This is a genomic window from Pseudomonas sp. B3G-3, assembly GCF_028640915.1.
Classification (GTDB): Bacteria; Pseudomonadota; Gammaproteobacteria; order Pseudomonadales; family Pseudomonadaceae; genus Aquipseudomonas; species Aquipseudomonas chlororaphis_I.
This window is the reverse complement of sequence record NZ_JAQZAB010000107.1, coordinates 72,237-96,602: the sequence shown is the minus strand read 5'-3', so window position 1 is coordinate 96,602 and position 24,366 is coordinate 72,237. Positions and strand designations below refer to the sequence as shown.

Annotated in this window: 22 protein-coding genes and 1 riboswitch; of the genes, 16 read left to right on the top strand and 6 right to left on the bottom strand. The window is 63.7% G+C overall.

Going from position 1 to position 24,366, the window contains the following annotated elements:
- Nucleotides 1-47 precede the first annotated feature (47 nt).
- The 3 genes from PVZ80_RS16255 (at nt 48) to hldE (ending at nt 2,883) form a co-directional block, all read left to right on the top strand.
- Nucleotides 48-752 carry a sulfotransferase family protein gene (locus PVZ80_RS16255; protein WP_257371433.1) on the top strand — a complete coding sequence of 235 codons (705 nt, stop codon included), beginning with the start codon at nt 48-50 and terminating at the stop codon, nt 750-752.
- On the top strand, nt 745-1,356 hold the full coding sequence (cysC, locus tag PVZ80_RS16250; protein ID WP_273829311.1) for an adenylyl-sulfate kinase: 612 nt from the start codon (nt 745-747) through the stop codon (nt 1,354-1,356). The genes PVZ80_RS16255 and cysC overlap by 8 nt, the downstream gene beginning before the upstream one ends.
- Before the next feature lie 102 nt (nt 1,357-1,458).
- The gene (gene hldE / locus PVZ80_RS16245) at nt 1,459-2,883 is read left to right on the top strand and encodes a bifunctional D-glycero-beta-D-manno-heptose-7-phosphate kinase/D-glycero-beta-D-manno-heptose 1-phosphate adenylyltransferase HldE (protein WP_009046663.1); all 1,425 of its coding nucleotides are present in this window, start codon (nt 1,459-1,461) and stop codon (nt 2,881-2,883) included.
- A gap of 54 nt (nt 2,884-2,937) precedes the next feature.
- Here the strand turns inward: hldE and PVZ80_RS16240 are convergent, their stop codons facing one another.
- From PVZ80_RS16240 to PVZ80_RS16225, 4 genes are all read right to left on the bottom strand, one after another.
- Entirely contained in the window at nt 2,938-3,909 is a 972-nt protein-coding gene (locus PVZ80_RS16240; protein WP_009046664.1) for a hypothetical protein, read from the bottom strand.
- Between the two features lie 41 nt (nt 3,910-3,950).
- Nucleotides 3,951-4,763 (bottom strand): aldo/keto reductase, encoded by an 813-nt coding sequence (locus PVZ80_RS16235; RefSeq protein WP_028683746.1) that lies wholly within the window; start codon nt 4,761-4,763, stop codon nt 3,951-3,953.
- Nucleotides 4,760-5,935, bottom strand: a complete 1,176-nt coding sequence (locus PVZ80_RS16230) for an NAD(P)/FAD-dependent oxidoreductase (RefSeq protein WP_273864204.1) — start codon at nt 5,933-5,935, stop codon at nt 4,760-4,762. The genes PVZ80_RS16235 and PVZ80_RS16230 overlap by 4 nt, the downstream gene beginning before the upstream one ends.
- Before the next feature lie 110 nt (nt 5,936-6,045).
- Nucleotides 6,046-6,378, bottom strand: coding sequence for a DMT family transporter (locus tag PVZ80_RS16225; protein ID WP_007921448.1), 333 nt, complete (start codon nt 6,376-6,378; stop codon nt 6,046-6,048).
- Nucleotides 6,379-6,487: 109 nt separating this feature from the next.
- On the opposite strand from PVZ80_RS16225, the gene PVZ80_RS16220 reads away from it, so the two are divergent.
- Nucleotides 6,488-7,372 carry a LysR family transcriptional regulator gene (locus tag PVZ80_RS16220; RefSeq protein WP_162473257.1) on the top strand — a complete coding sequence of 295 codons (885 nt, stop codon included), beginning with the start codon at nt 6,488-6,490 and terminating at the stop codon, nt 7,370-7,372.
- A gap of 23 nt (nt 7,373-7,395) precedes the next feature.
- Nucleotides 7,396-8,667: a lipid IV(A) 3-deoxy-D-manno-octulosonic acid transferase gene (gene waaA, locus PVZ80_RS16215; protein ID WP_273864203.1), complete on the top strand. Its 1,272-nt coding sequence runs from the start codon at nt 7,396-7,398 to the stop codon at nt 8,665-8,667.
- Nucleotides 8,668-8,791: 124 nt separating this feature from the next.
- On the opposite strand, the gene PVZ80_RS16210 is transcribed toward waaA, so the two are convergent.
- Nucleotides 8,792-10,231, bottom strand: coding sequence for a TolC family outer membrane protein (locus PVZ80_RS16210; protein ID WP_038630449.1), 1,440 nt, complete (start codon nt 10,229-10,231; stop codon nt 8,792-8,794).
- 196 nt (nt 10,232-10,427) lie between these two features.
- Nucleotides 10,428-10,532, top strand: a riboswitch (TPP riboswitch).
- A 175-nt stretch (nt 10,533-10,707) separates the two neighbouring features.
- Between PVZ80_RS16210 and thiC the strand changes: the two genes are divergently transcribed.
- Together thiC and cytX are read left to right on the top strand one after the other, a co-directional pair.
- Nucleotides 10,708-12,597 carry a phosphomethylpyrimidine synthase ThiC gene (gene thiC / locus PVZ80_RS16205; protein WP_023970195.1) on the top strand — a complete coding sequence of 630 codons (1,890 nt, stop codon included), beginning with the start codon at nt 10,708-10,710 and terminating at the stop codon, nt 12,595-12,597.
- A gap of 102 nt (nt 12,598-12,699) precedes the next feature.
- The gene (gene cytX, locus PVZ80_RS16200; protein WP_273864238.1) at nt 12,700-13,989 is read left to right on the top strand and encodes a putative hydroxymethylpyrimidine transporter CytX; all 1,290 of its coding nucleotides are present in this window, start codon (nt 12,700-12,702) and stop codon (nt 13,987-13,989) included.
- Here cytX and PVZ80_RS16195 read toward each other — a convergent pair.
- Nucleotides 13,958-14,704 carry an RsiV family protein gene (locus PVZ80_RS16195; protein WP_028683742.1) on the bottom strand — a complete coding sequence of 249 codons (747 nt, stop codon included), beginning with the start codon at nt 14,702-14,704 and terminating at the stop codon, nt 13,958-13,960. The genes cytX and PVZ80_RS16195 overlap by 32 nt on opposite strands.
- Before the next feature lie 223 nt (nt 14,705-14,927).
- Here PVZ80_RS16195 and PVZ80_RS16190 point away from each other — a divergent pair, with 223 nt between their 5' ends.
- From PVZ80_RS16190 to PVZ80_RS16150, 9 genes are all read left to right on the top strand, one after another.
- Nucleotides 14,928-15,545, top strand: coding sequence for an NUDIX domain-containing protein (locus tag PVZ80_RS16190; RefSeq protein ID WP_009046673.1), 618 nt, complete (start codon nt 14,928-14,930; stop codon nt 15,543-15,545).
- Nucleotides 15,536-15,988, top strand: a complete 453-nt coding sequence (locus PVZ80_RS16185) for a DUF1249 domain-containing protein (RefSeq protein WP_007921426.1) — start codon at nt 15,536-15,538, stop codon at nt 15,986-15,988. Before PVZ80_RS16190 ends, PVZ80_RS16185 begins: the two co-directional genes overlap by 10 nt.
- Nucleotides 15,989-16,087: 99 nt before the next feature.
- Nucleotides 16,088-16,903: a 3',5'-cyclic-AMP phosphodiesterase gene (gene cpdA / locus PVZ80_RS16180; RefSeq protein WP_257371431.1), complete on the top strand. Its 816-nt coding sequence runs from the start codon at nt 16,088-16,090 to the stop codon at nt 16,901-16,903.
- 116 nt (nt 16,904-17,019) lie between these two features.
- Nucleotides 17,020-17,628, top strand: coding sequence for a YqiA/YcfP family alpha/beta fold hydrolase (locus tag PVZ80_RS16175; protein WP_007921424.1), 609 nt, complete (start codon nt 17,020-17,022; stop codon nt 17,626-17,628).
- A 42-nt stretch (nt 17,629-17,670) separates the two neighbouring features.
- Nucleotides 17,671-19,578, top strand: coding sequence for a DNA topoisomerase IV subunit B (gene parE / locus PVZ80_RS16170; protein WP_016704500.1), 1,908 nt, complete (start codon nt 17,671-17,673; stop codon nt 19,576-19,578).
- Complete coding sequence (locus PVZ80_RS16165) at nt 19,578-20,561, top strand: esterase-like activity of phytase family protein (protein WP_273864202.1); 984 nt, start codon at nt 19,578-19,580, stop codon at nt 20,559-20,561. Before parE ends, PVZ80_RS16165 begins: the two co-directional genes overlap by 1 nt.
- Nucleotides 20,558-21,079 (top strand): retropepsin-like aspartic protease family protein, encoded by a 522-nt coding sequence (locus PVZ80_RS16160; protein ID WP_273864201.1) that lies wholly within the window; start codon nt 20,558-20,560, stop codon nt 21,077-21,079. The genes PVZ80_RS16165 and PVZ80_RS16160 overlap by 4 nt, the downstream gene beginning before the upstream one ends.
- A gap of 10 nt (nt 21,080-21,089) precedes the next feature.
- Nucleotides 21,090-23,348 (top strand): DNA topoisomerase IV subunit A, encoded by a 2,259-nt coding sequence (gene parC, locus PVZ80_RS16155; RefSeq protein ID WP_009041892.1) that lies wholly within the window; start codon nt 21,090-21,092, stop codon nt 23,346-23,348.
- Between the two features lie 179 nt (nt 23,349-23,527).
- Nucleotides 23,528-24,241, top strand: a complete 714-nt coding sequence (locus PVZ80_RS16150) for a PqiC family protein (RefSeq protein WP_007921414.1) — start codon at nt 23,528-23,530, stop codon at nt 24,239-24,241.
- Nucleotides 24,242-24,366: the final 125 nt, after the last annotated feature.

Here is a 24,366-nt window from a genome sequence, read left to right as displayed (position 1 = left end):
ATCGTCGACTGAATCGAGGGGGCCAACCCCGTCGCGCGGGTACTGGAATGCTGCAACGTTATCTGTGGAAGTTATTGCCCAAGTCGCAACGGGCCTTCTTGCTTGGGCGCCTGTCTGTGGTGGACCGGCAGGTGGTGAACAAGGTCATGTCCGCCAACGTCCGTTTTCCGGAGCCGTTCCGTCAGCACGGTTGTGTGTTCATCCATGTGCCCAAGTGCGCGGGCAGCAGCCTGTGTTCGGCATTGTTCGATGGCTGGACGCCAGGCCACCTGCCTCTGTACTGGTACGAGCAACAGTTTCCCCAGCAGTTCGCCGGCAGCTTCAAGTTCGCCGTGGTCCGCGATCCCCTGGAACGAGCCTATTCGGCCTATGCCTTCCTGCGTGGCAACGAACTCAGTCGCCGCGACCAGGCCGCCCAGCGGCTGGTCAGCCACTATCGCGATTTCGACGATTTTGTCGGACGCTGGCTGCACCCGGAAAATATCCACAAGCAACTGCACTTCGCCCCGCAGACCGACTTCCTGGTGGATTCCATGGGGCGCCTGAACATGGACTTCATCGGCTATCAGGAGCACCTGCAGCGCGACTATCAGTTGCTCAGCGAGCACCTGGGCGTGAGCAGGTCCCTGCCGCACCTCAACGAATCGCGGCAGCGGCACCAGGCGCCTGCCCGGGAGTTCTGCTCGGTACGCACCCGGCGGCTGGTGCGTCGAGCCTACCAGCGCGACTACGAGATGCTCGGCTATGAATGAACCCCTGCCGGCGCATTGCCCGCGACCGGATATCCGCCCCTGCAGCCTGTCCCTGACCGCTGCCGAGCGGGCGGCGCTCAAGCAGCAGCGTCCGTGTTGCATCTGGCTGACCGGTTTGTCCGGCGCCGGCAAGTCGACCCTGGCCAACCTGCTGGAACTGCGCCTGAACGGGCAGGGCCTGCACACCTTTGTCCTTGATGGCGATAACGTGCGTGGCGGCCTGTGTCGTGACCTGGGCATGGGCGCCGAGGCACGCAAGGAAAACATCCGGCGCCTGGCCGAGGTGGCGAGGTTGATGGTGGAGGCGGGGCTGATCGTGATCGTCTCGGCAATTTCACCGTTTCGCGCGGAGCGCGCCGCTGCCCGGGCCTTGTTCGCGGCAGACGAATTTCTCGAGGTGTACGTGAGTACATCCTTCGCTGTCTGTGCCCAACGCGACCCCAAGGGCCTGTATCAGGCGGCGAGTGAAGGGCGTATCCAGGACTTCACCGGGCTCGACAGCCCCTACGAAGCGCCGCTTTATCCCGACTGCGAGATCGATACCGAAACGGTCGGGCTGGCCTGTGCGACAGACCGGCTCATGGCGCTTTTGCTCAATAAATGAACAGTTTGCGGCGATCGCGAATACTCGTGCAGCGGTAGAACTAGGCAGCGTTCACCCTGTGTTAATATCGCGCCCCTGTTCATTTTGTATGTGGGTTGCTCCATGAAGTTGTCCATGCCGCGATTCGATCAAGCCCCTGTCTTGGTGGTCGGCGATGTCATGCTCGACCGTTACTGGCATGGTGGTACCTCACGGATTTCCCCTGAGGCGCCGGTACCGGTAGTCAAGGTCGAGCAAATCGAGGACCGCCCGGGCGGTGCCGCGAACGTTGCCTTGAACATTGCCGCGCTCGGCGCACCGGCCTCGCTGGTCGGCGTCACCGGTGACGACGAGGCTGCCGACAGTCTCTCCAACAGTCTTGAAGGGGCGGGCGTCCGCGCCTTGTTCCAGCGCATTGCCCATCAGCCGACCATCGTCAAGCTGCGGGTCATGAGTCGGCACCAGCAATTGCTGCGTATCGATTTCGAAGAACCTTTCGCCACCGACGCCCTGGCGTTGGGCGCTGAAGTCGACCAGTTGCTGGACGGCATCAAGGTGCTGGTGTTGTCCGACTATGGCAAGGGTGCCCTGAAGAACCATCAGGCGCTGATCCAGGCCGCGCGTGCCCGTGGCATCCCGGTATTGGCGGACCCGAAAGGCAAGGACTTTTCGATTTACCGCGGCGCCAGCCTGATCACCCCGAACCTCAGCGAGTTCGAAACCATAGTCGGCGGTTGCGTCGACGAGCACGACCTGGTCAGCAAAGGCGCGAAGCTGATGCACGACCTGGAGCTGGGTGCCTTGCTGGTGACTCGTGGCGAGCACGGCATGACCCTGCTGCGTCCCGATCACCCGGCGCTGCACCTGCCAGCCCGGGCCCGTGAAGTGTTCGATGTGACCGGTGCCGGCGATACGGTGATTTCCACCCTGGCGGCGGCAATCGCGGCGGGCGAAGAGCTGCCGCACGCGGTGGCCCTGGCCAACCTGGCTGCCGGCATCGTGGTCGGCAAGCTGGGTACCGCGGCCATCAGCGCACCGGAACTGCGTCGCGCGATCCAGCGTGAAGAAGGTTCCGAGCGTGGTGTGCTGAGCCTCGACCAGCTGCTGCTGGCGATCGACGATGCGCGTGCGCACAAAGAGAAGATCGTCTTCACCAACGGCTGCTTCGATATCCTCCATGCCGGGCATGTGACCTACCTCGAACAGGCGCGGGCCCAAGGCGATCGCCTGATCGTGGCGATCAACGACGATGCCTCGGTCAGCCGCCTGAAAGGCCCTGGCCGTCCGATCAACAGCGTCGACCGGCGCATGGCGGTACTGGCCGGCCTGGGCGCGGTGGATTGGGTCATCAGCTTTCCCGAGGGCACGCCGGAAAACCTGCTGGCCCAGGTCAAGCCGGATGTGCTGGTCAAAGGCGGGGATTACTCGGTCGACCAGGTGGTCGGCGCCGATATCGTCAAGGCTTATGGCGGCACAGTGAAGGTGCTGGGGCTGGTGGAGAACAGTTCCACCACGGCCATAGTCGAGAAGATCCGCAAGACCGAATAAGGCTTGCTACCAAGCCGCCGACTCCTGCGAAAGCTGGAGTGGGCGGATTGGCAATCAACGTTGCCGGCTGGCCTTGGCCGGGACGATCTTGCGCAATATCTGCCGTGCCTTGCCGGTAAGACGCTGGAGCTTGGAGTCCTTCTCCGGCGCGCTCAATCCCTGCTGCTTCAGCCAGTCTTTCCAGCGAATCCGCTCGTCACGCACCAGCCAGCCCTGCTGCTGGGCGAAGCTTTCGGCCAGGTACAGGCCGCGGGTACTCGCCGGGTGCAACTGATCCTTCTTCAACGTATAGAGCTCGGCGCACGGCTGCCCGTCCTTGAGCGGCATCAGGTACAGGTCCGGGCGCTTGCGATCCAGGCGCGCCACCAGCTGATCGCCCTCCAGGCGTTCGTCGACATGGAACAGGCTCAGGGACTTGGCTTCTTTCGGCACGTCCAGGCGCAGGTCATAAATCAGCTGCAGCGACGCGGTGGGCAGATGCACATAAGCTCGCGGCCGTTCCAGCAGATGCAGGTTGGCGCAACGTACCGGGCGTGCCGCGCCCGACAGCGGCGTCAGGCGAAAGGGCAGGGCTTCGCGATAATGCAGGGCCGCCGAGTAGGGCGCTGGTAGCCAGGTATCGTTGAAGCGTCCGCTGAGCCAGCCTTCCGGGGTTTCCAGCAGGCATTCCTCGGCGATTTCCTGGATGGCGGTATGCAGCGGCAGATTCAGTTCATGGGCCGGGACGTAGCCGGAAATCAGCTTGAGCACCACATCGCCGCGGTCCTGTCGGCGCTGGCGGACCAGCACCCAATAGTCGCGATTCTGCCAATGCAGGGTCAGGCGGACCGAGACGCCGAGGTTGGCCAGCTCCAGGGCGAAGCGTTCGGCGTCGGCCACCGTGACCGGACGCCGCCGCTGCAGGGTCTGCGCAAAGTTCAGCGGCATGCCGACGCTCTGGTAGCTGAGGCCTTCGGGCGTCGCTTCGACGAACAGCGGCAGGGTCTTGAAGTTGCTGGGATTCTTTCTTATGAGCGTACGCGGCATGTCGGCTCCTTCTTGCGTCGGGGTCGGCCGCGTGGGCGGCATCAGTTTTTGCGCAACACCTGCGCGACAGTGGCGACATTATGGGCCAGGTGCAGCGGATTGATGGTCCCGACAATAGCACTGGCGACGCCCGGTTGATCGAACAGCAGTTCGAAGCTGGCGCGAACCGGGTCGACCCCCGGGCTCAGGCACACATGGCCACTGGCCAGGGCTTTTTTCACCAGAATGCCCTTGCCGTGGGCCGCGGCGTAATCGATGACGGCTCTCTCGTTCTGTTCGTTCAGATTGTAGGTGACCATGGCGCAGTCGCCTTGTTCCAAGGCCTTGAGGCCCCCTTCGACGGTTTTCCCGGAGAAGCCGAAGCCACGGATCTTGCCTTCCTGCTTGAGCTCGGCCAGCGTCTGGTACACCTCGCACTGCTCGAGGATGTGCAGATCATTGCCGTCGGAATGCACCAGCACCAGGTCGATGAAGTCGGTTTCCAGGCGCTGCAGGCTGCGCTCCACCGACAGGCGGGTATGCGCGGCGCTGAAGTCGTGGCGCGACAGGCCGTTTTCGAACTCTTCGCCGACCTTGCTGACAATCACCCAGTCCTGGCGTTGCCCGCGCAACAGCGGGCCCAGGCGCTCCTCGCTGCGACCATAGGCCGGCGCGGTGTCGATCAGGTTGATGCCCAGGTCGCGGGTCAGCTTGAGCAGCATGCGGGCTTCGGTGTCATCCGGAATCTGGAAGCCGCTGGGGTATTTCACCCCTTGGTCGCGCCCGAGTTTCACGGTGCCCAAGCCCAGTGGGGAGACCAGCAGCCCGGTGCTGCCGAAGGGGCGATGCAGGTCGTGCAGGGTCGCTTGGCTCATGGCAGCAGTTGCTCCCAGGCCGGTTGGGCGATGGCGGGTTTCGGCAGCTCCGGCAACGGGGTTGCGGGGCCTGGCTTGATGCCGTCGCGCTCGAGGGCGGCGAACACCCGGTCGGCGAAATCCGGGGCCAGGGCCAGCTTGGTCGGCCAGCCGACCAGCAGGCGGTCCTGCTCGGCGAGGAAGGCGTTGTCCGGGCGAGTCAGGCCCGATTGTGCGGGTTCGGCCCGATCCACTCGCAGGGTGGCCCATTGCGCCTGGCTGAGGTCGACCCATGGCAACAGGTTGCTGAGTTCTTTCTGGGCAGCGGCAATCTGCGCCGCCGGTTCGCGCGCCACGCCTTCGGCTTCGGCGATATCGCCGCCGAGGTACCAGACCCATTGGCCGTCGGCCGCCGGGTGGGTGGTCACGGTGATGCGCGGTTTTGGCCCGCCGCCCAGGCAGTGGGCGTACAGCGGTTTCAGGCTCGGGCCTTTGACGATCACCATGTGCAGCGGCCGGCGTTGCATGGCCGGCTGGCTCAGGCCGAGGCTGTTCAGCAGCTCGGCATTGCCGGCGCCGGCACTGAGCACTATGCGTTGCGCGCGGATTTCCCGGTCGTCGACCCGCAGGCCCAGCAATTGCCCGTTTTCCAGTACGGGCTCGATCTTCTGCCCGGCCAGCAGGCTATCGCCGCCCAGTTCGGCCAGGCGCCCGATCAGGCTCGGCACGTCCACCACCAGCTCGGCCAGGCGATAGACCTTGCCCTTGAAGCGACGGTCCTGCAGGGCTGGCGGCAACTGGTCGCCCTTGACCTGGTCGACGCGGCCACGCACCGCCTTGCTGGCGAAAAAGCTGGTGAGGTTGCCGGCCAGGGTGCCGGGGGACCACAGATAGTGGGCTTCGGACAGCAGGCGCACGCCGGACAGGTCCAGCTCGCCGTTGCCGGCCAGGGCCTCGCGCCAGCGGCGCGGCATATCGGCGATGGCTTCCGAGGCGCCGGTCAGGGCGCCATGCAGCGCATATTTGGCGCCGCCGTGAATGATTCCCTGAGACTTGACGCTTTGTCCGCCGCCGAGGCTGGCGCTCTCCACCAGCACAGTGGAAAAGCCCTGGCGACGCAGGCGAGCGTTCAGCCAGAGGCCGGCGACTCCGGCGCCGACAATCAGCACGTCGGTGGAAATAACGGATGGCATGCAGCGACCTCGGAGAACAAATCGAAGGCGCAAGTTTCAAGCCTCAAGCTTCAAGCTGCAAGCATGACGCTCTCTTGCCGCTTGAAGCTTGCCGCTTGCCGCTGCTTTTTTTAATGCCCGGCAGTCTTCGAAAACAGCTGGATCACCACCACGCCCAGGACGATCAGGGCCATGCCGAGCATCGCCGGGATATCCAGCTTCTGCCCGTAGAGAAACAGCGCGGCCACGCTGACCATGACAATGCCCATGCCGGCCCAGACCGCGTAAGCCACGCCCACCGGCACGGTGCGCACCACCAGGGTCAGCATCCAGAAGGCCACGCCGTAACCGACGATGATCAGCAGCAGTGGCAGGGGAGTGCTCAGGCCTTTGACCGCTTTCATCGAAACAGTGGCGATCACTTCGGCGCAGATGGCGATGGCCAGGTAGGTGTAAGCGTTCATGGGAGAGTCCTCGTGTTTGGGCTTGCTTGATGAGGTCGGCATTCTAGAGATTGTGCAGATGGGGTAAAGTCATTACCTATCTGTTTTGAAGATGGGTTGGCTCATGAATGTGCAGTGGAATCTGGAGCAGATGCGGCTGTTCGTCAGCGTCGCCGAGCAGCGTTCGTTTTCCGCGGTGGCCCGTGACCAACACAAGGCGCAATCGGCGGTCAGCAGCGCGATTGCGCTGCTCGAGGCCGATCTCGGCGTGCTCTTGTTCGAGCGCAGCAGCGGTCGCCAGCCCAGACTCACCGAGGCGGGGCGTGCCTTGCTCGCGGAGGCGCGGGAAGTGCTGCGCCAGTGCGAGCGCTTGAACGGGCGGGCGCTGGCGTTGATGCGGGGTGAGGAGGCGCGCTTGCGGCTGGCGCTGGACGAGGCGATGCCTTTCCAGCCGGTGCTCGATAGCCTTGAGGCGTTGTCCGAGCGCTTCCCCAGTCTTGAGGTCCAGCTGGCCAGCAGCGCCCAGGGTGACGTGGCGCGCAAACTGCTGGAGCGTCGGGCCGACCTCGGTTTGCTGTTCCACCATGAACAGATGTCCGAGGCCCTCGAACGGCGGGCCCTGGGCAGCGTCGAGATGGTCACGGTGTGCGCGGTCGGGCATCCGCTGGCCGGCGAGAAACAGGTGGATCGTCAGCAACTGGGGCGTCATCGGCAGTTGCTGATTTCACCGCAGTTGAGCACTTACCCCAGTGGCGAGCAGCTCAGCCCGCAAGTCTGGCGCGCCGACAGCTTCTACGCGATGGCCGAGCTGTTGATGCGCGGCCTGGGCTGGGCCTGGTTGCCAAGGCATGTGGTGCAGTACCCGGCCTACCAGAACCAGATGGTCGAGTTGGCCAGCGAGTGGACCCCGCCGGCGCTGGTGGTGGAACTGGTCTGGCGCCGCGATGAGCCCCTGGGGCCGGCGGCGCATTGGTTGGCGGAGCGTTTTGCCGTGCACTTGCGGGCGATTGGCTGAAAAAGCCGATAAACTCCGCCGCCATGAATAGAACTCTCTACACCGCGCTGTTTTACCTGGGGCTGCCATTGGTGGCGATTCGTCTGTGGCTGCGGGCGCGCAAGGCGCCGGCTTATGCCAGGCGGGTTGGCGAACGTTTTTCCTGGGGGCTGCCGGCGATGCAGCCGGGCGGGATCTGGGTGCACGCGGTGTCGGTGGGCGAAAGCATTGCTGCAGCGCCGATGATCCGTGCCTTGCTGGCGCGTTATCCACAGCTGCCGATCACGGTCACCTGCATGACCCCCACCGGTTCGGAGCGTATCCAGGCGCTGTTCGCCAACGAGCCACGCATCCAGCACTGCTACCTGCCTTACGACCTGCCTTGCGCCGCCGCGCGTTTTCTCGATCGGGTCCGGCCGAAGCTGGCGGTGATCATGGAAACCGAGCTGTGGCCCAATCACATTCACCAGTGCGCCAAGCGCAGGATTCCCGTGGCGCTGGCCAACGGGCGGTTGTCGGAGCGTTCGGCCCGAGGTTATGGCCGATTCAACAAACTGACCGCGCCGATGCTCGCGGAAATGAGCCTGTTCGCGGTGCAGACCGAAGCCGAGGCCGAGCGTTTTCGCCAGCTGGGGGCGCGGCCGGAAACAGTCGAGGTGACGGGTTCGATCAAATTCGACCTGAGCATCGACCCGCAACTGCTGGAGCGCGCCAGCGAGCTGCGCCAGCAATGGCAAGCCAGCGAACGCCCGGTGTGGATCGCCGCCAGTACCCATGAGGGCGAAGACGCCGTGGTGCTGGACGCCCATCGCCAACTGCTGGCCAGCCACCCGGATGCCTTGCTGATCCTGGTGCCGCGTCATCCGGAGCGGTTCAATCCGGTGTTCGAGCTGTGCCGGCAGCAAGGTTTCGCGACTATTCGCCGCTCCAGCGCCGAGCCGGTCACCGCCAGCACCTCGGTGCTGCTGGGCGACACCATGGGTGAGCTGCTGTTTCTCTATGCCCTGGCGGACAGCGCTTTTGTCGGCGGCAGCCTGGTGCCCAATGGCGGCCACAACCTGCTGGAGCCGGCGGCCCTGGCCAAGCCGGTGCTGAGCGGGCCGCACCTGTTCAACTTCCTGGAGATCGCGACAATGCTGCGCGAGGCGGGCGCCCTGCAGGAAGTGGACGATGCCCATGGCCTGGCGGTGGCGGTGCAGCGCCTGTTCGAGTTGCCCCGGGATGCGCAGAAGATGGCCGATGCCGGGCTGCGGGTGATGCGCAGCAATCAGGGCGCCCTGCAGCGCCTGCTCGACGGCCTGGGCCGTTTGCTGTAGCCGCTGCCGCAGGCTGCGATCCTGTCCGAAGGACAGGCAAAAAGGCCACCGCGATTCAGTTGAATGGCGGTGGCCTTTTTTACGACCGTTCCGGTCGATCGCAGCCTGCGGCAGTGGCTACAAATTACTGGCTCGGCCGGGCCTTGAGCTGTTCCGCCGCGGCCTTGGCCAGGTCCGGCGGCAGGAAGTCGCGGTCCGGGTTGTAGTCGGCTTTCAGGTAGCGCGACAGGTCCTGCAGGTCGCCCGGGTTGAGGGTGCCGGCGGCTTGCTTGAGGCGCAGGTTGTCGAGGATGTAGTCGTAGCGGCTGTTGTTGTAGTTGCGCACCGAGGTGTACAGCTGGCGCTGGGCATCGAGCACGTCGACGATATTGCGCGTACCGACCTGATAACCGATTTCCGTGGCTTCCACCGCGCTCTGGTTGGAGATGATCGACTGGCGCCGGGCCTGGACCTGCTCGACATCGGTGTTCACCGCGCGGTGCAGGTTGCGGGTGTTCTCCACCACCTGGCGGCGCAGGGCCTCACGGCGCTGTTCGCTCTGGTTCAGGCGCGAGTAGGACTCGCGGACCTGGGAGCTGGTCAGGCCGCCGCTGTAGATCGGAATGCTCAGTTGCAGGCCGATGCTGCGTTGTTCCACGTCACTGCCGTAACGCTGGCCCAGTGGGGCCGGGTTGCTGAAGCCGAGGGCGTCGTTGTCGCCTTTCTTGTACTGCGCCACTGCGTCGAGGGTCGGGGCGTGGCCAGCCTTGCGCTGCTTGAGGGTTTCCTCGGCGGCGCTGACCGCGTAGTTGCTGGCCAGCAGGTTGAGGTTCTGCTTGGCCGCGGTATCGACCCAGGCCTTGGCGTCATTCGGGGTCGGCGCCAGCACCGGTAGGCTGTGGACGATGCCCTGGATCGAGTTGTACTGACGGTTGGTCAGGGTGATCAGGGCTTCGAACGCGTCATCCACCTGGCGCTGGGCGAGGATCCGGTTGGCCCGCGCGGTGTCGTAGCTGGCCTGGGATTGCAGGACGTCGGTCTTGTCCGACAGGCCGACGTCGAAACGCTCGTTGGACTGGTCCAGCTGACGCTTGAAGGCGGCTTCCTCGGCCTTGGTCGAGGCCAGGTTGTCCTGGGCGCGCAGCACCGAGAAATAACTCTCAGCGCTTTGCAGGATCAGGTTCTGTTCGGTGGCCGAGAGCTCCAGCGCGGCTTGCTCGTTGACGTCCTTGGCCGCTTGCAGCTGGAACCAGCGGTCGGCGCGGAAAATCGGCTGGGCCAGGGTCGCCTGGTACACGGTGCCGCTGCGGGTGGCGGTCATCGAGGGTTCGTCGAACTTGGTCCGGGTGTTGTTCAGGTCGGCACCGGCCGAGAGGTTGGGCAGCAAACCGGCGCGAGCCTGTGGCACCACTTCTTTGCGTGCGTCGTAATCGGCGCGGGCGGCGGCGAGGTCGGCGTTGTTGTCCACGGCTTCCTGGTAGACGCTGACCAGGTCGGTTTTAGTGGTCAAGGGCGCTTCTGCTGCCCAGGCCATTCCATTGGACGCACAAGACACGGCGATGGCCAGTGAGAGTTTGCGCAGCATTCGGCGATCCCTAGAGTTGATATTACGAGGATAATTCTGGCGCCAAGGCTAAGTCTCGGCCTGTGCAGCGTCAAGGTTCGACGCAACCCACCGAGTGTAGATGCGCCTGCGCAGGGCAACAATCCTGCATTTACGCCATTCATCACGCTGCTTGCCGTGGTGTTGGCGTTCTGTGCCGGCTTTGTCTAGACTGGCCGAGTTCTTGTCGGGGTGCCTTGCTATGAGGCTGAGATCGGATAATCCGGATCCCGTTGAACCTGATCAGGTTAGCGCCTGCGTAGGGAACAAGATTTCTCGTCACCCGGCGAGTCCTCTTGTGCTTCGTCCGGGATGTTGTTCGACAATCGAACACCCCTCGAGCACCAAGCACTGCACCAGCTGGTTTTCGCCCCTGGCTCCAGCTATGGCTGCGTCCGTTCGTTACAGGTTCGCTCCGACAAAAATCCACTGCCTGGATGCTGTCTGGAGAGCCTGTGATGACTACAAAATTAAAAAACGCTACGCACCTGAGTGAATCGGCCAAGGTCGATGAGCAGTCGGTTCAGCCCTTTACCCGCTCGCAAAAAATCTATGTCCAGGGTTCGCGCCCGGACATCCGCGTGCCGATGCGCGAAATCAGCCTCGACGTGACCCCCACCGACTTCGGCGGCGAGATCAACGCGCCCGTCACCGTCTATGACACCTCCGGCCCCTACACCGACCCCAACGTGGTGATCGACGTGCGCAAAGGCCTGGGCGATGTGCGCTCGGCCTGGATCGACGACCGTGGCGACACCGAGCGCCTGCCCGGCCTGAGCTCCAACTTCGGCCAGCAGCGCCTCGCCGATCCCGAGCTGACCAAGCTGCGCTTCGCCCACGTCAACAACCCGCGTCGGGCCAAGGCCGGGGCCAACGTCAGCCAGATGCACTATGCGCGCAAGGGCATCATTACCGCCGAGATGGAATACGTCGCCATCCGCGAAAACATGAAGCTGCAAGAGGCCCGTGCCGCGGGTCTGCTCGATCAGCAGCACGCCGGCCACAGCTTCGGCGCCAGCATCCCGAAAGAAATCACCCCCGAGTTCGTCCGTGAGGAAATCGCCCGCGGTCGCGCGATCATTCCGGCCAACATCAACCACGTCGAACTGGAACCGATGATCATCGGCCGCAACTTCCTGGTGAAGATCAACGGCAACATCGGCAACAGCGCCCTGGGTTCGTCCATCGAAGAAGAAGTGGCGAAGCTGACCTGGGGCATCCGCTGGGGTTCGGACACGGTCATGGACCTGTCCACGGGCAAGCACATCCACGAAACCCGCGAGTGGATCATCCGCAATTCGCCGGTGCCGATCGGTACCGTGCCGATCTACCAGGCGCTGGAGAAGGTCAACGGCGTGGCCGAAGACCTGACCTGGGAGCTGTTCCGCGACACCCTGATCGAGCAGGCGGAGCAGGGCGTCGACTACTTCACCATCCACGCCGGTGTGCTGCTGCGTTATGTGCCGCTGACCGCCAAGCGCGTGACCGGCATCGTCTCCCGCGGCGGTTCGATCATGGCCAAATGGTGTCTGGCGCATCACAAGGAAAACTTCCTCTACACCCACTTCGACGAAATTTGCGAAATCATGAAGGCCTACGACGTCAGCTTCTCGCTGGGCGACGGCCTGCGTCCGGGCTCGATCGCCGACGCCAACGACGAAGCGCAGTTCGGCGAACTGGAGACCCTCGGCGAGCTGACCAAGATCGCCTGGAAGCATGACGTGCAGTGCATGATCGAAGGCCCGGGCCACGTGCCGATGCAGCTGATCAAGGAGAACATGGACAAGCAGCTGGAATGCTGCGACGAGGCGCCGTTCTACACCCTCGGCCCGCTGACCACCGACATCGCGCCGGGCTACGACCACATCACCTCCGGTATCGGTGCGGCGATGATCGGCTGGTTCGGCTGCGCCATGCTCTGCTACGTGACGCCGAAGGAGCACCTGGGCCTGCCGAACAAGGATGACGTGAAGACCGGGATCATCACCTACAAGATCGCCGCGCATGCCGCCGACCTTGCCAAGGGTCACCCGGGCGCGCAGATCCGTGACAACGCACTGTCCAAGGCGCGCTTCGAGTTCCGCTGGGAAGACCAGTTCAACCTCGGCCTCGACCCGGACACCGCACGCGCCTACCACGACGAGACCCTGCCCAAGGATTCGGCCAAGGTCGCGCACTTCTGCTCCATGTGCGGGCCGAAGTTCTGCTCGATGAAGATCACCCAGGAGGTCCGCGAGTACGCGGCCAACCAGCGCATCGAAGCGGTGGACGTGGAGGTTGCCAAGGGACTGGCGGAGCAGGCCGAGCGCTTCAAGCAGGAAGGTAGCCAGTTGTACAAGAAGGTTTAAGCGACAAGTTGCAAGCTTCAAGCTGTAAGTTAAAGGCACAGCGGTCCTGCTTTTTCTTGCAGCTTGAGGCTTGCAGCTAGCGCCCCTTTCCCTCCCCCCGAGATAACCGTCTTGAACACTTATTCACCAGACACTGCGGTCCCCGCCGACAGGCGTGTATTCGGCGCGCGCGATCTGTTTTCCCTGTGGTTTTCCCTCGGCATCGGCCTGATGGTGTTGCAGACCGGCGCGCTGCTCGCGCCTGGCCTGGGCCTGTCCGGTGCCTTGCTGGCGATTTTTCTCGGCACGGCGGTCGGCGTCTTGCTGCTCGCGGCGGTCGGGGTGATCGGCAGCGATACCGGCCTGTCGTCCATGGCGGCGCTCAAGCTCAGCCTCGGTACTCGCGGCGCGAGCCTGCCGGCGTTGCTCAACCTGCTGCAACTGGTGGGCTGGGGTTCGTTCGAGATCATCGTCATGCGCGATGCCGCCAGCTTGTTGGGTACTCGTGCGTTCAGCGAAGGCAGCCTGCTGGCCAGCCCTTTGCTCTGGACTCTGTTTTTCGGCGCGCTGGCGACCTTGCTCGCGGTCAGAGGGCCGCTGACTTTCGTGCGCAAGGTCCTGCGCAAATGGGGCATCTGGCTGCTGTTGGCGGCCTGCCTGTGGCTGACCTGGAACCTGTTCGCCAAGGCCGATCTGGCCGCGCTCTGGGCCCAGGCCGGCGACGGCTCCATGCCGCTCGGCGTGGGTTTCGATATCGCGATCGCCATGCCGTTGTCGTGGCTGCCGCTGATCGCCGACTACTCAAGGTTCGGCAAGCGTGCGCGCAATGTGTTTGGCGGTACGGCGCTGGGGTTCTTTATCGGCAACCTGTGGCTGATGAGCCTGGGCGTGGCCTACACCCTGGCCTTTGCGCCGAGCGGCGAAGTCAATGCGCTGCTGCTGGCTTTGGCCGGCGCTGGCCTGGGGATTCCGCTGTTGCTGATCCTGCTGGACGAGTCGGAAAATGCCTTTGCCGATATCCATTCGGCCGCGGTCTCCAGCGGCATTCTGCTGCGCCTGAAAGTCGAGCACCTGGCCCTGGCCATTGGTGTGCTCTGCACCCTGATCGCCTGCCTGGCGCCGTTGGCCCAGTATCAGAACTTCCTGCTGCTGATCGGCTCGGTGTTCGCGCCGCTGTTCGGCGTGGTGCTGGTGGATCACTTCATCCTGCGCAAGCGCAGTGCCCAGGTGTCGTCGGTAGGTTTGCGCTGGCCGGCGTTGCTGGCCTGGCTGGGTGGGGTCAGCACCTACCACCTGCTGGCCAACCTCTATCCGGACGTTGGCGCAACCCTGCCGTCACTGGTGCTGGCAGGGCTGCTGCAAGGGCTGCTGGGGCGGGCCTTCAGCTACGGCCAGGAAACAGCTCGGGCTTGAGAATGCCGTTCAGGCGGTTGTAAGGGATCTTCAGTTCGATGTGGCCCAGCGCGTAAGGCGCGATCACCGACACGTTGTACTTGAGGATCACGCCGCCGTAGGTCAGTGCCACGTTCGGGGTTTTCTGGAACGGCCAGCTCTTGATGAACTCTGGCTCCTGATCCAGCTTGGTGCTGATCAGCCAGCTGTTGTGGGCCACCTGGGCGGCCTTCCAGAACGCGGCTTCCTGGCCCGGGCGCAGCATGTCGGACAGGGTCAGTTCCTTGTGCAGCTCGCGCGAGTAGTTGATGAAGCCGCGGCCGGGCGTGCCGTGGGCGCCGCCGGTGTCCAGGTAGCTGGCCAGTTCGATGATCACCAGGCCGTCATGCTGTTCGCGTACCTTGGCTTGCAGGTACATGCTGTTGCGGCTGTCGGCCTCGCGCAGGAACTTCTCCCGATAGGCGCTCAGTGTCGCTGGCACGGCCTGGTCCGCAGTGGTGCGGGTCATCTGCAGCAGGCGCTTTTCAATCAGCGCATCCAGCTGCGGCTCGTCGGCGAAGTGCACGGTGTCGATGTTCACCAGCGGGCAATCCTGATTGCTGCAGCCGGGCTTGATCTGTTCCGACTTGTCGCTGGTGCTTTGCAGGGGCTTTTGATAGCTGGGTTGAAACAGGCTTTGGCAGGCGCCCAGGGTCAGGGCCAGGCAAGCCACGGAGGCGATTTTAAGAAGCGACATGTGCGTCCTTGATAAACCAGAGGTAGGCAAAAGTTACCGGCTTCGACTGCCTGCGGGGCAATCAGTTCGCCACTAAGCTCAATAGAGGCAATTAGATTAGGTTTGCCCCCTTGCCGTCTATCCCGCTGATGGCAAAGGGGCTGCATCATCGGTCACCGGCGCGTTAGGATGGCGCGATGTCGAGGGGGAGCCTCGGATCTGACCGCAGGAAACGAGGATTGCTATGACGGACTTTGCCAACACCACGCCGACCACTGTCGATATCGTTCGGCGCGAGAAATGCTTCCAGGGTTTTTATCAGCTCGACCGTGTGCACCTGCGCCACGAGCTGTTTGCCGGTGGCATGGGGCGCGAAATCAGTCGTGAAATCTTTGTGCGTCACGATGCTGTCTGCGTCCTGCCGTACGATCCGCAACGCGATGAAGTGGTCTTGGTCGAGCAGTTTCGCGTCGGCGCCATGGGGAAAACCGCGACCCCTTGGTTGATCGAACTGGTCGCCGGTCTGATCGACAAGGACGAGCAGCCGGAAGAAGTTGCTCACCGCGAAGCGCAGGAGGAAGCTGGACTGACATTCTCCGCGCTGTGGCCGATGACCCAGTATTTCCCGTCACCGGGGGGCAGTACCGAGTTCGTGCATCTGTACCTGGGGCGTTGCGACAGCAGCGGTGCCGGTGGCCTGCACGGGCTGGTGGAAGAGGCGGAGGATATTCGCGTGTCGGTCTGGGCTTTCGAAGACGCACTGCAGGCGGTAAGGGATGGGCGGATTTCCAACGCGGCGAGCATTATTGCCTTGCAATGGCTGGCTTTGAACCGCGTTGAAGTGAGGGGGTTATGGTCGTAAACAAAGTGCGCGATCGCTACCGGGTCGATCTCGTGGGGCTGCAAGCGTCCTGCGAGGCCAACTATGCCCGGCTGATGCGCCTGTTGCCCGACATGCGCAACCAGCCGGTGGCGCGGCGGATCGCGGTGACCCAGGGCGACCAGATGCTCGGCGTGCTGGCGCTGGAGGTGCTGCTGGCCTGTCCTTACACCACCACCTTGCAGGTGCGCCAGGAACACAGCCTGCCCTGGCTGCCGGTGCCGCAGCTGGAAGTGCAGGTCTACCACGACGCGCGCATGGCCGAGGTCATCAGTGCCGAGCACGCCCGGCGCTTTCGTGGCATCTATCCGTATCCGAACGCCTTCATGCACCAGCCGGACGAGAAGGCCCAGCTCAATGTGTTTCTCGGCGAATGGCTGAGCCACTGCCTGGCTTGCGGTCATGAGTTCGAGGCCGTGCGGTAGATGTGAACTGCGTCCGGTTCGCCGGTTTCCTCTTTTGAATTTCCCCCAGCATAATTGCCCCCATTCCTCACTTCCCGTGACACGCCCTGGGAGGCCGCCTTGCCGAGCGTATCCACTCTGACCACCGACGATCCCGTGTTGCTGGTGCAGTTGTCCGACAGCCATCTGTTCGCCGAAGCGGACGGCACGCTGCTGGGCATGAATACCCGCGACAGCCTGCAGCGGGTGATCGAACTGGTGCTGGAGCAGCAACCGCGGATCGACCTGATGCTGGCCACGGGCGACCTGTCCCAGGACGGTACGCTGGAGTCCTATCAGCTGTTTCGTGACATGACCCGGCAGATTCCGGCGCCGGCGCGCTGGATTCCCGGCAACCACGACGAGCCGCAACTCATGGCGCAGGCGGCGACCCAGAGTTCGTTGCTGGCGCCGGTGGTGGACATCGGCAACTGGCGGATCACCCTGCTCGACTCGGCCGTACCGGGTTCGGTACCGGGTTACCTGCAGGACGAACAGTTGCAGTTGCTCGCCAGCGCCCTGAGCGAAGCCCCCGAGCGTCATCACCTGGTGTGCCTGCACCATCACCCGGTCTCCATCGGTTGTGCCTGGATGGAGCCCATCGGGCTGCGCAATCCGCACGCGCTGTTCGCCGTGCTGGAGCGTTTTCCGCAGGCGCGCGCGGTGCTCTGGGGCCATGTGCATCAGGAAATCGACCGTCAGCAGGGATCGCTACGCCTGCTGGCATCGCCCTCGACCTGCATTCAGTTCGAGCCGGGCAGCGAGGATTTCAAGGTCGGCGAAACCGCGCCGGGCTATCGCTGGCTGCGCCTGCTGCCCGATGGGCGCCTGGAAACCGGTGTCGAGCGGGTCACCGGCTTCGATTTCCAGGTCGATTACGGTAGCGACGGCTACTGATTCCGCCCCGGAGCCGCCGTCTGCGGCGGCAGGACAAAGGGATACACCTGAACACAAGTCAAGCGGCGATACACCCTGTAAACTGCGCCTTTTTGCACGATGCAAAGGGAGTGCGCATGTCCGGTTCGATCCTGTATATCCACGGCTTCAACAGCGCGCCGGCGTCGAAGAAAGCCAGCCAGCTGATCGCTGTCATGGAGGCGATCGGCCGCGGCGAACAGCTGCGCGTGCCAGCCTTGCATCATCATCCGCGCGAGGCCATTGGCCAGTTGGAGCAGGCGATTGCCGAACTCGGACGGCCGCTGCTGGTCGGCAGCTCTCTCGGCGGCTACTATGCGACTCACCTTGCCGAGCGCCACGGCCTGAAAGCCCTGCTGATCAACCCCGCGGTCAGTCCGCACCGGATGTTCGACGGCTTTCTGGGCACGCAGACCAACCTCTATACCGGGGAAACCTGGGAACTGACCCACGACCACGTGACGGCCCTGGCCGAGCTGGAAGTGCCGGCGCCCCAGGACCCGCAGCGGTTCCAGGTCTGGCTGCAGACAGGTGACGAGACACTGGACTATCGCAGCGCCCAGCTGTATTACCGAGCCTGTGCCTTGCGCATCCAGGCCGGCGGCGACCATAGTTTCCAGGGTTTTGCCGGACAATTGCCGGCGTTGTTGAATTTTGCCGGCATCGGCCCGGATCAGTACCAGGCGATCGATTTCACCTCGCTGTGAAACCTCGCTTCTATTTCATTGAACGACTAACGACGAGACCCCATGGCCACTCCCAGCGCTAGCTCTTATAACGCAGACGCCATCGAAGTCCTCTCGGGCCTCGACCCGGTGCGCAAACGCCCGGGCATGTACACCGATACCACCCGGCCGAACCACCTCGCCCAGGAAGTCATCGACAACAGCGTCGACGAAGCCCTGGCGGGGCACGCGAAGTCGATCCAGGTCATCCTGCATGCCGACCACTCCCTGGAAGTGTCCGATGACGGACGCGGCATGCCGGTGGACATTCACCCGGAAGAGGGTGTGTCCGGCGTCGAGCTGATCCTCACCAAGCTCCATGCGGGCGGCAAGTTTTCCAACAAGAACTACCAGTTCTCCGGCGGTCTGCACGGGGTGGGTATTTCCGTGGTCAACGCCCTGTCGACCCAGGTGCGGGTGCGGGTCAAGCGTGACGGTAACGAATACCAGATGACCTTCGCCGACGGCTTCAAGGCCACCGAGCTGGAAGTGGTCGGCAGCGTCGGCAAGCGCAATACCGGGACCAGCGTGTACTTCGCTCCGGATCCGAAATACTTCGATTCGCCGAAATTCTCCGTCAGCCGCCTCAAGCATGTGCTCAAGGCCAAGGCCGTGTTGTGCCCGGGGCTGCTGGTCAGCTTCGAAGACAAAGGCACCGGCGAGAAGGTCGAGTGGCATTACGAAGACGGCCTGCGCTCCTACCTGGTGGACGCGGTCAGCGAATTCGAGCGCCTGCCGACCGAACCTTTCTGCGGCAGCCTGGCGGGTAACAAGGAAGCGGTGGACTGGGCCCTGCTGTGGTTGCCGGAAGGCGGCGACAGTGTGCAGGAAAGCTATGTCAACCTGATCCCGACCGCCCAGGGCGGTACTCACGTCAACGGTTTGCGCCAGGGCCTGCTGGACGCCATGCGCGAGTTCTGCGAATTCCGCAACCTGCTGCCGCGCGGCCTGAAGCTGGCGCCGGAAGATGTCTGGGAACGCATCGCCTTCGTGCTGTCGATGAAGATGCAGGACGCGCAGTTCTCCGGCCAGACCAAGGAGCGCCTGTCATCCCGCGAGGCGGCCGCCTTCGTTTCGGGTGTGGTCAAGGACGCATTCAGCCTGTGGCTCAATGCCAACCCTGAGCTGGGCATGCAACTGGCGGAGCTGGCCATCAGCAACGCCGGCCGTCGCCTCAAGGCCAGCAAGAAGGTCGAGCGCAAGCGCATCACCCAGGGCCCGGCGCTGCCTGGCAAGCTGGCGGACTGCGCCGGCCAGGACCCGATGCGTTCCGAGCTGTTCCTGGTGGAAGGTGATTCCGCCGGTGGTTCGGCCAAGCAGGCGCGGGACAAGGAGTTCCAGGCGATCCTGCCGCTGCGCGGCAAGATTCTCAACACCTGGGAAGTCGATGGCAGCGAAGTCCTGGCCAGCCAGGAAGTGCACAACATCGCGGTGGCCATCGGGGTCGACCCGGGCGCCGAGGACATGAGCCAGCTGCGCTACGGCAAGATCTGCATCCTCGCCGACGCCGACTCCGACGGCTTGCACATCGCGACACTGCTCTGCGCGCTGTTCGTCCAGCATTTCCGTCCGCTGGTGGATGCCGGCCACGTCTACGTGGCGATGCCGCCGCTGTACCGCATCGACCTGGGCAAGGAAATCTACTACGCCCTCGACGAAGCCGAGCGCGATGGCATCCTCGATCGCCTGGTGGCCGAGAAGAAGCGTGGCAAGCCGCAAGTCACCCGATTCAAGGGCCTGGGTGAAATGAACCCACCGCAACTGCGCGAAACCACCATGGACCCGAACACCCGGCGCCTGGTGCAATTGACCCTCGGTGAGGACTTCGCCGCGACTTCGGAAATGATGGACATGCTGCTGGCGAAGAAACGCGCCGGCGATCGCAAGAGCTGGCTGGAGTCCAAGGGCAACCTGGCCGAGGTTCTGGCCTGATGCGCAGAGGCTTTGCCCTGGCGTTACTGCTATTGGCAACCTCGGCAATGGCCGACCCCTTGCCCGAGTTGAGGCTGCTGGCCGAGCATCCGGTGGACGGTATGCGTGGCGGCAACCTGTCGGGGCTGGCGTTGTGCGGCAAGGAGCTGTGGACGGTCTCCGACCGCGACGATGACCAGATCTATCGGCTCGATACCAGCGATCGAGTCTGGCAGGCCGAGACCGTGCGCATCGACGTACCGCCGGTGCCGGACAGCGGTTTGCCCTGGGGCTTGAGTTCGCGCACCTGGGTCGCTTCGTTCGTGCGCGGCGGCGACCTGGATTTCGAGGGCATCACCTGCGACAGCGCCGGCAACAAGTATGTGGTCAGCGAATCCCACGCGGCAGTGTTGCAACTGGCGCCGACGGGGTCGGCCGCCTGGCTGAAGATTTCGCCGATCATGGTGCGCGAGGCGCGGGCCAGCGGTATGTTGCTGCACTTCAATGCCTTGTTCGAAGGCCTCGCGGTCAACCCGGCCGGCGACCGGATCTGGCTGGCCGCCGAGCGCGAGCGCCGCGGGCTGTTGTTGATCAAGCGCCAGCAGAGTGTCTGGGATTGCGATGGCGGCTGTGTGCTGCTCAGCGAGGCCGGGCTGGAAATGCAGCCGCCGCAGATGCCCAAGGCCAAGGCGGTGTCCCGGGATTTCGCCGACCTGTCGCTGTTCGAGGGCAAGTTGTTCACCCTCGAGCGCAATGCGTTTCAGGTCTGTCGTCGTGATGCGTCGACGGCCAAGGTCGAGCGTTGCTGGTCGTTTGCCGCCGAGGCGTTGCAGGAAAACCGGCGTTATCCACAGGACTATGGCCTGACCGAGGCGCTGGTGGTGAATGCCGATGGCGCCTGGGTCGGTGTGGATAACAACACCGGTGCCCGTGCCGATGGTGAAAAACGCCCGATCATCTGGCGCTTCGCCGCACCCGAGGGCGGTTGGAGTGCCAAGCCGTGAGCCAGCAGCCACCGGGTAAACGTGCCGGGCGCGTGCTGCTGGTGCTGGCCTGGGGCGCCGGGCTGTTCCTGGCGACACGGTTTTTCGGCGAGTGGGAACAGCATCAGGAGAACCCCAATGCTGTCGTCACTTCGCAACAACATGAGGGTTACATCGAAGTGAAACTGGTCGGCAACGGCCAGGGGCATTTCGTCGCCAGCGGCCAGATCAACGGCCAGCCGGTGAATTTCATGCTCGATACCGGAGCGACCGATGTGTCGATCCCGTCCGAGCTGGCCGAGCGTCTTGGCCTGGAGAAGGGCGCACCGGTGACCCTGAGTACCGCCAACGGTCGTAGCGAGGGTTATCGAACCCGCCTCGACCGCCTGCAACTGGGCGATATCGTCCTGCGGGATGTCCGTGCGCTGGTCGCGCCGGGCCTGGGCGGCGAGCAGGTGTTGCTGGGCATGAGCGCTTTGAAAAAACTTGAATTTACCCAGCGCGGCGGCACCTTGCTGCTGCGCCAGACAACGAACTGATGAGGCCCGCATGAGCGACTCCCTGGATCTCAGCCTGGATGGCGTAGAACGCCGATCGCTGGCTGACTTCACCGAAAATGCCTACCTCAACTACTCCATGTACGTGATCATGGACCGTGCTTTGCCGCATATCGGCGACGGCCTGAAACCGGTACAGCGGCGTATTGTCTACGCCATGAGTGAGCTGGGGCTGGATGCCGATTCCAAGCACAAGAAGTCCGCCCGTACGGTCGGTGACGTGCTGGGTAAGTTCCACCCCCACGGCGACTCGGCCTGCTACGAAGCCATGGTGCTGATGGCGCAGCCTTTCAGCTACCGCTACACGCTGGTGGACGGCCAGGGTAACTGGGGGGCGCCGGACGATCCCAAGTCCTTCGCCGCCATGCGTTACACCGAGGCGCGTCTGTCGCGTTACTCCGAAGTCCTGCTCAGCGAGCTGGGCCAGGGCACCGCGGACTGGGGGCCGAACTTCGACGGCACCCTGCAGGAACCCCTGGTATTGCCGGCACGTTTGCCGAATATCCTGCTCAATGGCACCACCGGTATCGCCGTGGGCATGGCCACTGACGTGCCGCCGCACAACCTGCGCGAAGTCGCTACGGCCTGCGTGCGCCTGCTGGACGAGCCCAAGGCCACGGTCGAACAGCTCTGCGAGCATATTCAGGGCCCGGACTACCCGACCGAAGCGGAAATCATCACGCCGCGCGCGGACCTGCTGAAAATCTACGAGACCGGTCGCGGTTCGGTGCGCATGCGTGCCGTCTATCGCATCGAGGATGGCGACATCATCGTCACCGCGCTGCCGCACCAGGTGTCCGGCGCCAAGGTGCTGGAACAGATCGCCGCACAGATGCAGGCCAAGAAGCTGCCGATGGTCGCCGACCTGCGTGACGAGTCGGACCACGAGCACCCGTGCCGGATCGTGATCATTCCGCGCTCCAACCGGGTCGACCCCGACGAACTGATGCAGCATCTGTTTGCGACCACCGAGCTGGAATCCAGCTACCGGGTCAACGTCAACATCATCGGCCTGGACGGCAAGCCGCAGCTGAAGAACCTGCGCGCCCTGCTGGTGGAATGGCTGGAGTTCCGCGTACTGACGGTGCGCCGCCGCCTGCAGTTCCGCCTGGACAAGGTCGAGCGTCGCCTGCACCTGTTGGACGGCTTGCTGATCGCCTACCTCAACCTGGATGAAGTGATCCACATCATTCGTACCGAGGATCAGCCGCGGGCCAAGCTGATCGAGCGTTTCGCCCTGAGCGAAGTGCAGGCCGACTACATCCTCGATACCCGCCTGCGTCAGTTGGCGCGTCTGGAAGAGATGAAGTTGCGCGCCGAGCAGGACGAACTGCTCAAGGAGCAGGCCAAGCTGCAAGCCTTGCTCAACAGTGAAGCCAAGCTGAAGAAGCTGGTGCGCACCGAATTGCTGCAGGACGCTGAAACCTACGGCGACGACCGTCGTTCGCCGATCGTTGAGCGTGCCGAGGCCAAGGCCTTGTCGGAAAACGAGCTGATGCCGACCGAGCCGGTCACCATCGTTCTGTCGGAAAAAGGTTGGGTACGTTGCGCCAAAGGGCATGATATCGACGCCACGGGCCTGTCCTACAAGGCCGGTGACGGCTTCAAGACCTCGGCCATCGGGCGCTCCAACCAGTTCGCGGTGTTTATCGACTCCACCGGGCGCAGTTATTCGGTGGCGGCACATACGCTGCCATCGGCCCGTGGCCAGGGTGAGCCGCTGACCGGACGCCTGACGCCGCCGCCTGGTGCCAGTTTCGAATGCGTGCTGCTGCCGGACGACGAGGCGCTGTACGTGATCGCATCCGACGCGGGTTACGGCTTCGTGGTCAAGGGCGAGGATCTGCAAGCCAAGAACAAGGCCGGCAAGGCGCTGTTGAGCCTGCCGAACAACGCCAAGGTGCTGTTGCCTCGGCCGGTGAGCGATCGTGAACAGAACTGGCTGGCTTCGGTGACCACCGAAGGGCGTTTGCTGGTGTTCAAGATCAGCGACTTGCCGCAGCTGGGCAAAGGCAAGGGCAACAAGATCATCGGGATTCCGGGTGAGCGGGTGGCCAGCCGCGAGGAGTACGTGACCGATATCGCGGTGCTGCCGGAAGGCGCGACACTGGTGCTGCAGGCCGGAAAACGTACCCTGTCGCTCAAGGCCGATGACCTCGAGCACTACAAGGGCGAACGCGGTCGCCGGGGTAACAAGCTGCCACGAGGCTTCCAGCGAGTGGATGCGTTGTTGGTAGAAACTCTCAATTGATGCGGCTTAGAGCGTCCGATCTGCGATTTAACCGGTAGAACGGCGCTACAACACTGGAGTCATGGCGCATATTCACGGATGATATGCGCTTTCAAGCGCCGGCGTGGCTGAGCGTTATTCAGGGTTATTTTGAGTATTTACACTGTGGCTAGCCTTGTGGCCGCCACCTGGATGGGATGATGACTGCTCTGCGCCTTCCTCTTGTTTTCTTGCTCGCTGGCGTTCTTGGCCTGGCGGGTTGCAGCGTACACCAGCCGGTGTCGCTGTATCAGCTGGACAGCGGAAGTCCGGCTCAGCCGGCACAAAGTGCTGGCATGGCTGTATTGCTGGGGCCGGTACTGGTTGCCGACTACCTGCAACGTGAAACCTTGCTGCAACGCCAGAACGACGGCAGCCTGCAGGCTTCGACCGACGGTCGCTGGGCGGGCAGCCTGTCTTCCGATATCGATCAGTTGCTGTTGCGTCAGGTCGCCGGCCAGCTGGACAGCCAGCGCGTCGTACTGGCGCCGGCGAGTACCGGTTTCACTCCGGATGTGCAGGTATTGTTGTCGATCACTCGCCTGGATTCGGGCGCGTCGCAACCGGCGGTTCTCGATGCGCAATGGCGCCTGATCGATCGTCGTGGGCAGGTGCGCGACAACCGTATCGTTCATCTGCAGGAACAGCATGCCGGTACCACCGCGTCCCAGGTCCAGGCCCAGGGTGTACTGCTGCAACGCTTGGCCGAGCAACTGTCGGGTGCCCTCAAGCCGCTGGCCAACCAGCCGACGGTAGCCGAGGTGCCACGCAAGGCGGCGCCTGCGCCGGCGGCAAAACCGGCCGAGCAGGAGAAGCAGCCGAAGATTCCGATGGCCACACCAATCCGTACGGATATGGAAGTGTTCCGCTTCTGAGTGTTGCGCTTCCAGAACAAAGCCCGCTGATCAGCGGGCTTTGTCGTTTCTGGAGAGTTGTCCGGTGGCTCGGGCGCTCTGCGGTGTTCTGCAGATTGCTATCGCGGCCAAGCCTCGCTCCTACC